We start from the raw sequence: 15,222 nt of genomic DNA, 5'->3' as shown, positions 1-15,222 counted from the left end.
TCACCAGTACCTCTTAAAATAGTATACCATCTATCAAAGAGGACAAGTGAGAGTTCAGAGTCAATAAATGATATAGTATTACTAGAGGTGATATGATGAACACACAAACATTTCGTCGATTAGATGCGACTGATTTAGCAGAGTTGATTCAGAAAAAAGAAGTTACAGCAGTTGAATTATTGGACCTTAGTTTTCAAGTGGCTAAAGAGTTAAATCCTCCTCTGAATGCTATTATACATATGCGAAAAAAAGCAGTTTATGAAGAAGCACAGAAACTAGATTGCTTGAATTTGCCCTTGGCTGGTGTGCCGATACTGTTGAAAAATATTTCCCAAGCAATAAAGGACGAACCGATGACAGCGGGAGCAAAATTACTTAAGGGAAATATAGCGAAACAGACGTCAAATTTTGTATCTAAATTACAGAAGGCAGGATGTCTGATTATTGGTCACACGAATACACCAGAGTTTGGATTAAAAAACATAACAGAACCGAAGCTTCACGGCGTAACCAGAAACCCATCGAACACGGAGTATTCTGCTGGTGGCTCTAGTGGTGGCGCGGCAGCTGCGGTTGCTTCTGGAATAGTCCCCGTTGCAGGAGCAAGTGATGGGGGAGGTTCGATCCGAATTCCTGCCTCGTTTACAAATATTTTCGGTCTCAAACCAACCAGAGGAAGAACTCCAGTAGGACCAGGGATTGGTAGACAATGGCAAGGGGCTTCGATAGATTTTGTCGTTAGCCGAACGGTTCGAGATAGTGCGGCCATGCTTGATGAGTTACAGGTTATTCAACCAGAAGCAGCATTTCAAGTCCCATTGTTTGCGGGAAGTTATACAGAACAATTAAAAAGACCTTGGGTGAAACCTCTCCGAATTGGTTTCACAACGGAGTCTCCAGTAGGTACACCGGTATCTACAGAAGCTCGTAAAGCAGTAAATAAAACCATGACTTGGTTGGAACAGCAAGGGCATCATGTCGAAGAAAGAAATAATGACGTAGATGGCATTGGGCTTATGAAAAATTATTATTTAATGAATTGTGGCGAAATCTCAGCTATGATTCAATCGATGGAGAAGATGCTAGGCAGGAAAGTCACCCCTGGAGATGTAGAAATAGAAACGTGGTTGCTGCATGAAGCCGGAAAATCTGTATCAGCAGCAGAATTCACTGGCAGTCTTGCCTCTTGGGATAGAGCGGCAGCACAGATGGCCAGCTACCATGAAAAGTATGACTTTTTTGTGACTCCTGCGACTGCGTTTTCTGCTCCAAAAATCGGTGAGTTATCCCATTCGACAGCGGAGCAAGAAAGATTACAAGAACAGATGGCTAAACTGGCTGGGGACGTGACAAAGCAGCAGCAATTAATCTATGAAATGTTCCTGCCTAGTTTAACGTATACCCCATTTACGCAACTGGCTAATTTAACAGGACAACCGGCGATGTCTGTCCCCGTTCACTTGACTGAAGAGGGTCTTCCGATTGGAGTACAATTTATGGCTACTAAAGGTCGAGAGGATTCATTGTTAAAAATAGCTTGGCAGTTCGAGCAATCAGCTATTTGGGAGGGGAACCGTTAAAAAACGCATCGAATGTTTCGATGCGTTATACGTCCGTCCGTATGGAGAGAATTATCTGTTTTGTTCAGATTCCCAAGTATTCACTTCTTTTTCTGCTTCATCTCTTTCTTTTCCATAACGCTCTTGAATTTTCCCAACAAGCTTATCTCTGTCTCCATCAATAGATTGAAGGTCATCATCCGTAAGCTTTGACCACTTTTTCTTTGATTCACCTTTTAATTGATTCCATTTACCTTTGAAAATATTTTTGTCCATTTTTATCAACTCTCCTTAATTTTAGGATTGTTAAAATCTCTTTCATACTTTATATACTCGTTTTAATACGATGTTAAACCGGGAAATAAGTTGTATTTTAAGAGTTTTTGACTTTAAAATTAGGGTATAGGTACTTAGTTACATATTAAAGGATAGGTTCAATTGGTGATCCAAAGCTGCTTTTATTTCGTTATAAAAGTAGGAAGACTATCCGAGAGGAGATTAAGATGGGTGAAAACAAGGACTTAATGTTGTACGAGCGACTTCGCTCCGGTGATAAAGAAGCGCTTGAATCTCTTTATGACAAATATGAACGTCTTCTCTATTCCTTTTCATACAAGATGGTACATGATCCTCAAGCGGCGGAAGAGATTGTCCAAGAGGTTATGATAAAAGTATGGAAAGGCACAGGTTCATATTCTGATAAAAGTGGTAAATTTTCTTCTTGGTTACTAACTGTTACACGCAATACAGCGATTGACTATATTCGAAAAGAGAAAAAAGTCCGTTCAGAAGAGGTTTATCAAGAAGTAGAACTACGGGATCATCAAGCCCCCGTGGAAGACTTAGTGGAATGGAAAGAAAAGGGTGACCGTTTAAAGACGGCCATGCGTACATTAAAAAAAGAACAACAAATAATTATCGATTTGTTTTATTTTAAAGGGTACTCTCAACAAAAAATATCTGAGAGAATTGATATTCCTCTTGGAACGGTAAAAGGGCGAATTAGGTTAGCTTTGAAGCACCTGAATGGCCAATTGCATGATGAAAGGAGGGATTTACAATGACTGAACGCCAATGTGATCAGGTAATCGATTATTTTAACGATCAATTATCAGATGAAGAAAAACGAGAGTTTGAAGATCATTTGCGAAGTTGTAAATCCTGTCAGGAGGAGTTAAATGAATTGCGTGATTTAACAAGCGATCTTCCGTTTCTAACTGAATCAGAGGAGCCACCTCAAGGCATGAAAAATAGAGTATTAGCTAGTGTTTTTGATGAAAAAAAGGAATCAGAAACGATGCAAAATACCACACCAGTTTCACCTGAACGTGAGTCAATAACTGAAAATCATCCCGGAGTATCAAGACGTCGTCGTTCCCCAATTATTTTTGGAACACTCGCTGCAGCACTGTTATTATCGGTAGCGGGAAATGGCTATCTATGGAATGAGGCCAGAGAAACAGAGTCTGAAAAAGACAACATTGCGATGGAAAGAGACATTCTTGAGTCGGATTATAATGAGATATTAGCTCAGATCGAAACCGATGATGAAGAAGGAGTCTATGATGTTATCCAGACTTCCAATCTTTCTTCTATAGATGAGGGAGAAGAATGGCAAGGTAAGGCAAGTATAATTGCTGAAGGTGGCAATATAGACTTGGTCATCCAAGTAGAAGGGCTTCCACCACTAAACGGAACAGAAACTTTCCAAGCTTGGATTATTGAAGGAGAAACCCCACTGCCAGCGGGGAATTTCAATATTGATGAGAATGGAAATGGAGCAGTGACGTATCGTATTAGTGACTTGGAAGATTTTCAAATTGATCAAATAGCCATCACATTAGAACCACAACCATACAATGAAACGCCCGAAGGAGATCTAATTCTCGCTTCACCTTTATAAAATACGAAGAGACCCGGAAGATTTCGATCTTTTGGGTCTTTTTTGTGGTGGATGGGGTTTGGTACTTTTGCGATTGCTTGTCGTAGTTGTCGGTAGGTGCTCCTGCGATTACTCGTCGCAGAATGTCGGTAGGTGCTACCGGGGTAGCACCTACAAACGTAGCAGGTAGAAAACGGGGGAATGAGTGAGGTTGAGGGAGGTAGAAGAGTGGAATTATCGGTAGGTGCTACCGGAGTAGCACCTACAAACGTAGCAGGTAGAAAACGGGTGAATGAGTGATTATGAGGGAGATTGAAGAGGAGGAATATCGGTAGGTGCTACCGGGGTAGCACCTACAAACGTAGCAGATAGAAAACGGGTGAATGAGCGAGGATGAAGGAGGTAGAAGAATGGATTTATCGGTAGGTGCTACCGGAGTAGCACCTACAAACGTAGCAGGTAGAAAACGAGCGAATGAGTGAGGATGAGGGAGATTGAAGAGTGAAGTTATCAGCAGCTGCTCCTGCGATTACTTTCGTCGCAGAAAACATTGCTAACGATCTAGCAACTACAAAAACTAACAAAAAAAACGAAACATTACTAGTTTTATTAAAAATAATTAACCTCATTAAGCACTGATATATCAACGTTCTAGGAAACAACTATAATTTTTTATTGAAAATAGTGATCCATATTGATCTCTCTTCCGTTATCTTGGGTGAAAGCAAATTAAAACAAACTAAAGGGAGAGTGTTTCAACATGAATTGGAAAAGATCATTAGCAGTATTACCATTAGGAGCAGCACTATTAATTCCGGCAAACTCGGTTTTTGGACATGGGCATGACGAAGAGTCAGACATGAAAGAAGGACACGGCGAGTATGAGGTAAGTGTTTCTACACCAGCAGCAGACCTTCGAGCAACATTAGACCAATACTTATCTGAGCACGCCTTTTTAGCAGTATTAACGATGCAAAAGGGTATTGACGGCGCAGAAGACTTTGAAGCAACGGCAGGAGCGTTAAGTAATAATACGGATGATCTGACAGGTGCTATCGCAAGTGTATATGGCGATGAAGCTGGAGAGATGTTCCGTGGAATGTGGGAAGATCACATTGGATATTTCGTTGATTATGTAACAGCAACAGCAGAAGAAGACGAAGCAGGAAGAGAAGCAGCATTAGCCGAGCTAGATAATTATCGCGCAGATTTCTCTGAGTTTCTAGCATCAGCTACGGAGGAAAGATTAGAAGCTGGAGCGCTAGCAGAAGGTTTACAAATGCACGTTGATCAGCTAGTTTGGGCTTTTGACAATTATAATGCAGGTGAATTTGACACTGCATATGACAATGTTAGTGAAGCAATGGAGCACATGTTTGGTGTAGGTAAAGGTCTTTCTACAGCAATCGTAGATCAGTTTGATGAAGATTTCGATGGTTCACATCCTGATACACCAGCAGCTGACCTTCGCGCTGATTTGAACTTCCTTTTCTCTGAGCACGCAGCACTAGCTGTAGTAACAATGCAAAAAGGGATTGATGGTGCAGAGGATTTTGAGTCAATTGCAGGATCATTGAATGAAAACACAGAAGAATTATCAGCAGCAATCGCTTCCGTTTATGGTGAAGAAGCAGGAGAGGCATTCAATGAGCAGTGGAGCGAGCATATTGGTTATTTCGTTGATTACGTGACGGCAACTGCAGAAGACGATGAAATGGGTAAAGAAGAAGCTTTAGAAAATCTTGATGGCTACAGAGCAACATTCTCTGAGTTTCTTGAAACAGCTACTGAAGAAAGACTAGATGCTACAGAACTTGCTGATGGTCTTCAAATGCACGTCAACCAATTAGTTGGTGCTTTTGATAGCTATGTAGAAGGCGACTATGAAACAACGTATGAAAATGTACGTGAAGCATATGGTCACATGTACGGTGTAGGTGAAGGCGTTTCTGGTGCGATTGTTGACCAGTTCCCTGAAAAGTTTGAGTCAGGTATGCCTAGTGAAATGCCTAAAACAGGTTTAGGTGGAATGAGTGATTCAAATTCTATGTCACCATGGTATTTGTATAGCATCATGACAATTTTACTTGCAGCTGGAGTAGTTATGATTACTCGCAGAAAAACATCAAATCAACAATAATTAGAACGTAATCCTATTCAAAGGTGATGACGATGAAAAAATGCATAGGCTTGATAGTTTTACTACTAGTGTCTTGCGGTACGAATGAAACAGAAGAAACTTCTGAACAGATGATCAATGATTCAAATGATACTGTTTCCAGTGTCCAAAACGATGAATCACTTGATGAGGTTGAGGTGGAAGCGGAAGAAGAGGGGCAGGAAACAGCCTCTTCTGTTCCAGCTTTAAAGATTCCCACAGATAAAACTAAACGAGATGAATCCCAAGTTATGAGTTATGTTAGAGAGGGAATTGAACCAAATAACATTGAAATTCCCGCGCTTGGCATAGATGCACCCATAGAGGATGTTGGCTTGTTGGATAGCGGACAGATGGATGAACCATCAACTATGGATGGGGTTGCTTGGTATGAAGGTGGCTATTTGCCGGGGGAACAAGGAAGTTCTGTTCTGGCAGGACACGTAGACAGTAAAACAGGGCCAGCTGTATTTTATCAACTTGAGGAGTTAACTCAAGGAGATGAAATCATTGTTACCGATGAACAGGGAGAAGAAAAAATCTTTGTTGTTCAAGAAAGTAAGAGTTATGATCGCAATGAAGCCCCATTACAAAAGATTTTTGGCTATTCCTATCGAAGTCAGTTGAACCTTATTACCTGTACAGGAGAATTTAATTCCAAAGCAGGGACTCATGATGAACGACTTGTTGTTTATACTGTGTTAAAAGATGATTTGAGTGATAGTTAAGCAATAATGATTGCTAATCCACTATGAGAAAACTCTCATAGTGGATTTTTCAATCGAAAAAAATTTACAGCTATCTTTACGCCACGCGTGTCAAAGGAACCCCACCCTTGACACTTAAATGATGGTGGCTAAAAGATCACGCTGTATTTAAGAAAAGACGCTACGCGTTTTTCTTATAAACTAAGTACTTTTTCCTATACTTTTTCTAAAAGAGTTTATATTAAAAGTAATTAACAGGTATTGATGATATAATTGGACTATTAACTTGTACAGGAGAAAAAGCGCTATGAAACTAAAAATGAAGGTATTTAACGTCATTTTAATCTGTTTATTGGTATTTTTCATCGTTTTACTTTTTATTATCAAACCGATTTTACTTGAAAGTGCAGCAAAATTAGACGAGCATCGTTTATCTACTAAAATGGATAATGTCCTTGCGTACATAGAAAGTGAAACGGATGATCTTCAAAGGCTTAATAAAGACTGGGCAGTGTGGGATGACACCTACAATTTGCTTTTAGGGGAATACCCTAATTACGCGGGAGTGAATTTACAAAAAGAAACCTTTACGAATAACGAAGTAAACTTAATGATATTCATCAATGAGAACTCAGAAATAATAGAAGAAAAAGCAATGAACTATGATACGGGGATAAATTTAGAGCTTGGTGAGGAATTTGTTGAAAACCTTAGTTTACTAATCGATAAGAAGAGCAACAAAGAAAGAACGTTGTTCGGCGTTACGGAATTTGGTTTAACAATGTTATCTGTCGAAGAAGTTTATCCGAGTAATGGAGAGGGTGATTCAGCTGGATTACTCGTGATGGGGAAATTTTTAGAGACTGGTTATTTTGATCGGATGCAAAAAGAATTAGCTACTTCTTTTTCATACATCGAAGTTGATGAGGCAGGCAACGATGGTGGCCATGAAATATCAATCACCGATAGTACAATGATAAATGGATCAATGTATCTTTTTGATGAATTTAATGAACAAATGCTACGGTTAGATATTCCTATGCCAAGAAGCCACTATATGGAAGAACAATCAAATATGAATATGCTTTTTCTGTCATTTTTCCTAGCTAGTGTCCTGCTAACAATGATCTTATTTTATTTATTAGATCGATTGATTACTTCAAGAGTAACGGGACTGTCAACGGAATTGCGGACTATTCAAGCAACAAAGGATGAAAAGAATGCCAGAGTGGAAGTGGATACATCAGGTAGCGATGAAATAAGTATGCTGAAACATACGATTAATGACTTACTTCAAACGTTAGATTGTAAAACGGAAGAAGTTAAGAATTTGGCATTTTATGATCAAATGACAGGGTTACCTAACCGGTATTATTTATATCAATACAGCTTTAAAAACAAAGAGCAGCATTCGTTTTATACGATATTTATGGATATTGATGGTTTTAAAAGTGTGAATGATACCTATGGTCACCTGGTCGGGGATAAATTATTAAATGAGTTTTCTTCGAGATTAAGAGAATTTATGAAGGATCAAACTGGCTTTGTTTCCAGACTTGGTGGAGATGAATTTATCATTCTGCTGGAAGATATGGATAATGAAAAACTAGAAGAGCAGCTTGATAGATTATTAACTTCTCTTAGACGGGAATATAGAATAGATAACACGAGGATTAGCAATTCAACGAGTATGGGTATTAGTCATTATCCTAAAGATGGAGAAAGTCTGGATGAACTTATTCAAATGGCAGATAAGGCGATGTACCAAGCGAAAAAGAATGGAAAAAATAGATGGCATTTTTATAATCCAAAGCCATTTCCATAATCCCTCTTATTTTGGAAAAGCAACTGCAGACAAGGATCGCTTGTAACTGCAGTTGCTTTAAAGCTGTAAATTTAAGTAACTCAGCGTAATTTGAATCACCCAATGATCTGATGATAAATCGTCCTGGCTTCGGAAATGTCACTGGTGCCATGAATAAGTACTCTTCCATCTAAAAAGAATACGAGTCTGTGTTTTTGATGAAAAAAAGTGACTAAGTAAGGATTCGATTCCACTTTTCCTTCAAGATGAGACAATTGTTCTTTTAAAGCTTGTAAATCTCTTGTCATGTTATCAGAAGGTCGGATTTGAACAGAATCTCTTCCGCATAACACAGATGATTTTAGTTGTTTCTCGAATGATAAAAATGGATAGGTTGGATTAGTGCCACATGACAAACAATGCTCGTTTTTCAAGCTGCTCACATCAATCGTCGACTGTTCATTTTTCCAAAGATCAAAAGAGATTAATCTTTTTCTTAAAGAAGCTTTGTCGTTCACTAAGAGCTTCATAGCTTCCGTTGTTTGGTGAGCTACGACCATTTGAACTGCAGGTGCTATAATTCCGGCTGTATCACAGGTTGCTCCACCGAGTGGAATAGTTTCCATCAGACAATGCAGGCATGGAGTATCTTTAGGAATCACGGTGAAACTTAACCCGTAACTACCAACGCAAGCACCATAAATCCAAGGGATATCGTTTTTCTGAGTCAGGTCATTGATGATTAATCGAGTATCAAAGTTATCTGTAGCATCTATTAGAAGATCTATTCCTTTGAGTAAACCTTCGAGCTCTTCTTTTCTTATATCTAAAACATGGGCACGAATGTCAACTTGAGAATTTATCGCTTCAAGGCGAGTTTTTGCAGCAACTGCTTTTGGAAGGCGTTCGAAAGCGTCTTGTTCCGAGTAAAGCTGTTGGCGTTGAAGGTTACTTTTTTCTACATAGTCCCTATCCACAATAGTAACTGTACCTACGCCTGCTCTTACAAGATTTTCTGCATTCCCAGTTCCTAGCGCCCCGGCTCCGATGATTAATACATGTTTCTGTTGGAGAAGGTGTTGCCCTTTTTCACCGATAGGCTTAAATAAAGTTTGTCTCGAATAGCGAGTTTCCATGTTATCCACCACCAACGAAGTGGACGAATTCTAGTTGGTCATCGGCTGTGAGAAGGGTCTCACTGTGAGTTGTTTTATCAATGATTACGCCATTCTGTTCGACAATCACAACTTTTTTATCTAATCCATAGTGTGATAGTAAATCTGCGATTGTACGAAGACTTTCTGGAATCTCATCTTTTTTCCCATTCACTTGTATGAACATGTTTGTTACTCCTTTCTTGAAAGATGAAAGATCTTTCGTAAGCTTCTTTATAGGTTCTGGCTGCTTTTTCAGGATGTGGAGCACTAAAAACTCCTGACATCACTGCCATTCCATTTGCTCCGGTTTCCATGATGTCATTAACGTGAGCCGGTTGAATTCCTCCAATGGCAATCACTGGAATGGTCACAGTTTCCACAATATTGCGTAGACCTTGTAAACCGTTTGGTTGTTTTCCAGGTTTAGAGGAACTTTGATAAATATGTCCAAAAAGAAGATAGTCTGCTCCACTTTCTTCAGCTTCTTTTGCTTCAGTTACAGAATGAATGGATTTCCCAATCCTGAGAAAGGGGAATGCTTTTTTTATAGCAGCGACATGGAGACTGTGAAAAGCAAGTTGAACGCCAGCTACTTGCGTAACATGTGCGACATCTGCCCGGTCATTGACAGTAATTTTAGAGCTTGGGATTCCGGCTGCTAATAGAAGCTGAATTGTTTCGTATAATTCCGCCGAAGACTTTTGTTTTTCACGCAATTGAATAAAGTCGACATAAGGAGCAGCCAATAATGCTTTTTCCACAAGTGTTTCAATCGAATGATTGCCATCAGAAACAATATGAAAATCAAAGTCTTGATTTGTCATCAAACAACCTCCTTATTTTTAGGACAGGATGTGCCAATCTTTCATCACGGGTTGGTATCCTTTGGCGAGTAACAGTTCTTTGACCTCTTTGACAGAGCGCTCATCGGATATTTCGAATTGACTTTGCGTTGCATCAGGTTCTGTATAACCGCCAACGACAGTAGAAGAGGCCGCAGACATTTTTGTAACACCTAATGGGATAAGTTGGTCACGAAATTCTGGCGTTTCTCTCGTTGATATGGTGATCACGGACCGTGGTAAAAATAGTCGTGAAGCAAGCAAGGCTTGAACAAGATTCTTATCTGTCACATCGACTTTAGGTTGGAAGTCACCAGCATTTGGACGAATTCTAGGGAAAGAGACACCTACTTCTGTTTCTAGATAGTTATCTTGTAAATAAGCTGCATGGAGACCGGTGATGAAGCTTTCTTTTCGCCAATCGTCCAATCCTAGAAGTGCCGCGATATTTACCGAGCGCATTCCGGCAATGGCGCCTCGCTCAGGCGTATCCAAGCGATATTTAAAGTCTCGCTTCGGACCTTTCGTGTGAATACCAGCATAAATTTCTTCGTTGTAGACTTCTTGATAGACGGTTAGTCCGTCGATACCGTGGTCGACTAATTCTTGATACTCCTCTGTATCCAACGGTTGAATCTCTAAACCAATTGAAGAGAAGTATTTTTTCAGTACTTTCAAGCTTTCCTTTAAATAGGCATTGGATGAATGCATTCTCGATTCACCGGATAAAAGTATGATGTGTTTAATCCCCATGTCCGCTATAATTTTTGCTTCCTGTTCAATTTCTTCCATAGACAGGCGTCTTCTAGGGAAATCATTATCGACACTAAAACTACAATATTTACATGTGTTGACACAGTAATCAGATAAATATAATGGAAGAAACAACTGCATAGTTTTGCCGAAATGCTGTGTTGTTATTTCATGGGATTTTTGTGCCATTTCCTCTAAATAATTTTCTGCTGCAGGGGATAAAAGTGTCATGAAATCTTGTTCGGATAATCGGTCTTTTTTCAAAACTTTTTCAACATCACGGTTTGTGACGTTTTCAAAAAGCTCATCATAAGAAAGTGTATTAATCTCTTTTAATTTCGTATAAAAACTCATTAAATCACCTTTTCATTGAATATATTTTAGGATCGGACAGGTTCTAGAAACGGTATGCGTTGTTCTTACAAGATAAGAATTTGTAAGTTGACAGCTATCTTTACGCCACAAGCATCAAGGGAAGTTCGCCTCCTATCGAGTAGCACCTACACGTACTACGTAGGTGCTACTCGGGGTGGCTTTAAAGATCACGCTGCATTTAATAAAAGACGGCTATGCCGTTTTTCTTAACCTAGAAATCCTGTTAATGGCGAAGAGGCATGGGCTTTCTTTGAAATAGGTCCGAGTCCTGAAAGATAACCTAGACGGCCGGATCGAACAGCTAAGTTAAAAGCATGTGCCATGTTGATAGGGTCATCAGCTGTAGCAATTGCAGTATTTACAAGCACGGCATCAGCACCCATTTCCATTGCTTCTGCAGCTTCTGAAGGTTTACCAATCCCTGCATCGACGACAATAGGAACCTTGATTTCATCGATCATGATCTGTATCATTTCCTTCATTCGAATTCCTTTGTTTGAACCGATAGGCGCGCCTAGTGGCATAATGGCAGATGCTCCTGCTTGCTCCATTTGCTTTGCGGCCATTAAATCGGGACTCATATATGGTAAAACAATAAAGCCTTCCTTTGCTAAAACCTCGGTTGCTTTCACTGTTTCTTGGTTATCAGGCAGTAAATATTTACTGTCAGAAATCACTTCAATTTTAATCCAATTACCCATTCCACTCGCTTTCGCCAGTCGGGCAATGCGTATCGCTTCATCCGCGGTTCTTGCCCCAGATGTGTTTGGCATTAAGGTAACGTGATCTGGTATATCATTCACAATATTATCTGCTTCAGAATCCATATCAACACGTCGCAATGCAACAGTCACTACTTGTGACTCAGACGTTGTGATAGCTTCTTTCATCTGATGATGATCGGCATATTTCCCTGTGCCTATAAATAAACGACTTGATAATTCTACTCCACCAATAACTAACGAATCTTTCATTTTTCATTCCTCCAATGTTGAAATAAAAAGATAGACAAGAACTTAATAGTACAGGGGATGAAAACGCAAAAAAGCCCGCCAACTAGGGCGGGCATAATAAACATATAATAGAAGATTCTACTTTAGTTCATCTATGCTTCCCTACGTTGGTATTAACCAATTCAGGTTCAAAGGGTCGGCGGTTGTTCCTCTCAGCCATCACATCACGGTGGCTCCCCTAGCAATTACTTATTAAGTTCTTATATTTACCATAACATAGATTAGTAAGCGGTTACTACTGTTTAAAGAATATACATCGAAAATTTAGATGGTTTTCGAATAGTCGGTCAAACCAACTTCGTTTTCACTCCATTTCCAAAACGCTGTTGCCAAAGTTTTATCTCGTGCGGTTTCCGAGGCGGAGATCTTTTTCTTATGTTCGAAGTATTCTCCGGTAATTCCCTTGATTTCAGGGCTTGTTGCTAGGTAGATTGCAGTCCGAGATCCCTCAGCAGGTGTTTGGAAAAATGGTTTTAACAGTTTATGAACGGTTTTTCCGAAGCCCGTTTTTCTGTCGACTCCGAGGCTCGTCGCAACGGCACCTGGATGTACTGCATTAACCGTGACATTTGTGTTTTTTAATTGACTGGCCAGTTCTTTTGTAAAAAGAATATTTGCTAGTTTGGAACGTCCGTATCCTTTGATAACATTATATTTTTCATTGGTGAAATAAGGATCATTCAAATCAAATTTACCCCATTTGTGGGCTCCGGAAGACAATACGATAATGCGACCATCCGGTGACTCTTTGATCATGTCCAACAGTTCGTTTGTCAGAAGAAAATGCCCTAAGTGATTGACCCCTAACTGTAATTCAAAACCATCCTCTGTTAATTGCTTTTTTAACGAAACAACACCGGCATTATTAATGAGGATGTCAAGATAGTCAAAGGTTTCTCGGAACAGTTGTGCAAACGACCGAACACTCTTTAAGGAACCTAAATCACAAATCATCAATGAAATGTAGTTGGAACCACTTTGCTCGATTGCTGTCGACAGTGCTTCCCTTCCTTTTTCAGGGTTCCTGCATACCATAACAACTTGTATCCCTTTCTTAGCTAATTCAATAGACGTCGCCAATCCCATGCCGGTGTTGGCACCGGTGATGATTGCCAGCTTTTTTTTCATGATCTATACCTCCGTCGTTATAAATTCTCACATTCATGCGCTTAGCAAAACTATTTAATGTTATTCTTATTATAAGTCTAACAGAATGAAATGAGCTTCAAAAAACTAACGTTGAAAGAGAATCTATTAATATTATTGCGATTTGATAAAATAGAGATAGGGTAAATAAATAGACAACTGGTTTTAGCTAAAGGAGAGGAAAAAGATGCAGTCACCACTTAATATCTATTCAGAAATAGGCACACTTGAGAAGGTAATGGTACATAGGCCAGGTAAAGAAATTGAAAATTTATTCCCAGAGTTTATGAAGGAATTTCTTTTTGATGATATCCCTAATCTGCGATTGGCTCAAAAGGAGCATGATAAATTTGTAGAAGTTCTCTCATCCAGGGGGGCAGAAGTACTTTATGTAACTGACCTTGCTTCCGCTGCCCTTACGGAGAAAAGTGTTAGAGAAGTCTTTATCGATGAGTTTCTGACCCTTCCAAAACAGCTGCATCGAGATGAAGAGAGTGTATATAAAAGTTTAAAAGAATACTTGCTTTCCAAAAATCCAACTGAGCTTGTTGAAACTTTGATTCGGGGTATCCGTAAAGAAGAAGTTTTTGTAGAAAAACGGCACAAGCTTGCTGGAATGCTGGACCACCCGTATCCATTTTATTTAGATCCGTTGGTTAACATGTATTTCACAAGAGACCCGTATAATGTCATTGGAAATGGGATTTCTTTGAATCCGATGAATCAAACGGCGAGGAAAAATGAAACCATTTTTATGAAATACATTATGAATCACCATCCTGAATTTAAGGATGCTGACACACCGATCATCTATGATAAATCGAATAACTTCTCGATAGAAGGTGGAGATCAGCTTATCCTGACACCAGAGGTCATGGCTATCGGTATAAGTGCCAGAACAAGTCCTCATGCGATCGAAGTGTTATTCAAAAAACTTCTGTCAGTTAATAAAAGCATCAAGAAAATTGTTGCGATCCAAATCCCAGAAGAACGTGCATTCATGCACTTGGACACCGTATTTACCCAAGTAGACACGAATAAATTCACGGTCCATCCGGCGGTGATAAAAATTGCGGATGAAATGAATTTATTTGTGATGGAAACAGATGAGAACGGCGAAATTATCGTTGAAAAACGGACTAATTTGGTTGAAACTCTTAAAGAAGTTTTAGAATTAGATGATATTATTCTTATCCCAATTGGAAATGGGCACGTGATTGAAGCAGCGAGGGAACAATGGAATGATGGAAGCAATACATTAGCGCTGGCCCCTGGTGTAGTTGTGACTTATGATCGTAATTACATCACCAATGAAACGCTCCGTTCACATGGAGTAGAGGTTCTTGAAGTACCAAGCTCGGAGTTGTCGAGAGGAAGAGGCGGCCCAAGGTGCATGACAATGCCGATTTCAAGACGCAGAGTATAGAGTGAAAACATAGGAAACTCGTTAAATAGTGGAACCTTCTCTTTTATAAAGAGGGGGTTCTTGTTTTGTGTGCTGGGGTGATTTTTCGGGGAGGGGTAGGTGCTACCGGAGTAGCACCTACAAAAGTAGCGGGTAGAAAACGAGAGTATGAGCGAGTATATGAGAGAAAAGATTATTCAATTTACGGTAGGTGCTGCCGGAGTAGCACCTACAAAAGTAGCAGGTAGAAAACGGGAGCATGAGCGAGTATAAGAGAGGAAAAAATGGTCGATTATCGGTAGGTGCTACCGGAGTAGCACCTACAAAAGTAGCGGGTAGATAACGAGAGTATGAGCGAGTATAAGAGAGGAAAAAATGGTCGATTATCGGTAGGTGCTCCTGCGATTACTCGTCACAGAAA

The 15,222-nt window shown here is 39.7% G+C and carries 14 protein-coding genes and 1 riboswitch; of the genes, 7 read left to right on the top strand and 7 right to left on the bottom strand.

All coding sequences use genetic code 11. The features are described from left to right. The first annotated feature begins 95 nt into the window (after positions 1–95). Entirely contained in the window at positions 96–1,580 is a 1,485-nt protein-coding gene (locus ACHABW_RS04805; RefSeq protein ID WP_435754330.1) for an amidase, read from the top strand. Between the two features lie 51 nt (positions 1,581–1,631). Here the strand turns inward: ACHABW_RS04805 and ACHABW_RS04800 are convergent, their stop codons facing one another. Further along, complete coding sequence (locus ACHABW_RS04800) at positions 1,632–1,835, bottom strand: CsbD family protein (RefSeq protein ID WP_110937378.1); 204 nt, start codon at positions 1,833–1,835, stop codon at positions 1,632–1,634. 227 nt (positions 1,836–2,062) lie between these two features. Between ACHABW_RS04800 and ACHABW_RS04795 the strand changes: the two genes are divergently transcribed. From ACHABW_RS04795 to ACHABW_RS04775, 5 genes are all read left to right on the top strand, one after another. Further along, positions 2,063–2,623, top strand: coding sequence for an RNA polymerase sigma factor (locus ACHABW_RS04795; protein WP_435754297.1), 561 nt, complete (start codon positions 2,063–2,065; stop codon positions 2,621–2,623). Next, positions 2,620–3,462 carry an anti-sigma factor gene (locus ACHABW_RS04790; protein WP_435754296.1) on the top strand — a complete coding sequence of 281 codons (843 nt, stop codon included), beginning with the start codon at positions 2,620–2,622 and terminating at the stop codon, positions 3,460–3,462. Before ACHABW_RS04795 ends, ACHABW_RS04790 begins: the two co-directional genes overlap by 4 nt. Before the next feature lie 739 nt (positions 3,463–4,201). Then, a complete protein-coding gene (locus ACHABW_RS04785) occupies positions 4,202–5,581 on the top strand; it encodes a copper amine oxidase (protein WP_435754295.1) in 1,380 nt (459 codons plus the stop codon). A 32-nt stretch (positions 5,582–5,613) separates the two neighbouring features. Next, positions 5,614–6,327 (top strand): class F sortase, encoded by a 714-nt coding sequence (locus ACHABW_RS04780; protein ID WP_435754294.1) that lies wholly within the window; start codon positions 5,614–5,616, stop codon positions 6,325–6,327. A gap of 286 nt (positions 6,328–6,613) precedes the next feature. Further along, positions 6,614–8,131 carry a sensor domain-containing diguanylate cyclase gene (locus tag ACHABW_RS04775; RefSeq protein ID WP_435754293.1) on the top strand — a complete coding sequence of 506 codons (1,518 nt, stop codon included), beginning with the start codon at positions 6,614–6,616 and terminating at the stop codon, positions 8,129–8,131. Positions 8,132–8,226: 95 nt separating this feature from the next. On the opposite strand, the gene ACHABW_RS04770 is transcribed toward ACHABW_RS04775, so the two are convergent. The 6 genes from ACHABW_RS04770 to ACHABW_RS04745 form a co-directional block, all read right to left on the bottom strand. Continuing rightward, the gene (locus tag ACHABW_RS04770; protein WP_435754292.1) at positions 8,227–9,246 is read right to left on the bottom strand and encodes a MoeB/ThiF family adenylyltransferase; all 1,020 of its coding nucleotides are present in this window, start codon (positions 9,244–9,246) and stop codon (positions 8,227–8,229) included. 1 nt (position 9,247) lies between these two features. Next, positions 9,248–9,451: a sulfur carrier protein ThiS gene (thiS, locus tag ACHABW_RS04765; RefSeq protein WP_435754291.1), complete on the bottom strand. Its 204-nt coding sequence runs from the start codon at positions 9,449–9,451 to the stop codon at positions 9,248–9,250. Further along, positions 9,420–10,091, bottom strand: coding sequence for a thiamine phosphate synthase (locus ACHABW_RS04760; protein ID WP_435754290.1), 672 nt, complete (start codon positions 10,089–10,091; stop codon positions 9,420–9,422). Before ACHABW_RS04760 ends, thiS begins: the two co-directional genes overlap by 32 nt. 18 nt (positions 10,092–10,109) lie before the next feature. Further along, positions 10,110–11,216, bottom strand: a complete 1,107-nt coding sequence (gene thiH, locus ACHABW_RS04755; RefSeq protein ID WP_435754289.1) for a 2-iminoacetate synthase ThiH — start codon at positions 11,214–11,216, stop codon at positions 10,110–10,112. A gap of 227 nt (positions 11,217–11,443) precedes the next feature. Continuing rightward, positions 11,444–12,211 carry a thiazole synthase gene (locus ACHABW_RS04750; RefSeq protein ID WP_110937368.1) on the bottom strand — a complete coding sequence of 256 codons (768 nt, stop codon included), beginning with the start codon at positions 12,209–12,211 and terminating at the stop codon, positions 11,444–11,446. A gap of 121 nt (positions 12,212–12,332) precedes the next feature. Beyond that, positions 12,333–12,440: riboswitch (TPP riboswitch) on the bottom strand. A gap of 74 nt (positions 12,441–12,514) precedes the next feature. Continuing rightward, entirely contained in the window at positions 12,515–13,378 is an 864-nt protein-coding gene (locus ACHABW_RS04745; RefSeq protein WP_435754288.1) for an SDR family oxidoreductase, read from the bottom strand. A gap of 205 nt (positions 13,379–13,583) precedes the next feature. Between ACHABW_RS04745 and arcA the strand changes: the two genes are divergently transcribed. Continuing rightward, entirely contained in the window at positions 13,584–14,822 is a 1,239-nt protein-coding gene (gene arcA / locus ACHABW_RS04740; protein WP_435754287.1) for an arginine deiminase, read from the top strand. The last annotated feature ends 400 nt before the right edge of the window (positions 14,823–15,222 follow it).

The organism is Salipaludibacillus sp. CF4.18, assembly GCF_051262595.1.
Classification (GTDB): Bacteria; Bacillota; Bacilli; order Bacillales; family Salisediminibacteriaceae; genus Salipaludibacillus; species Salipaludibacillus neizhouensis.
The sequence above is the reverse complement of the archived record's forward strand: the minus strand, read 5'-3'. Positions and strand labels throughout refer to the sequence as shown.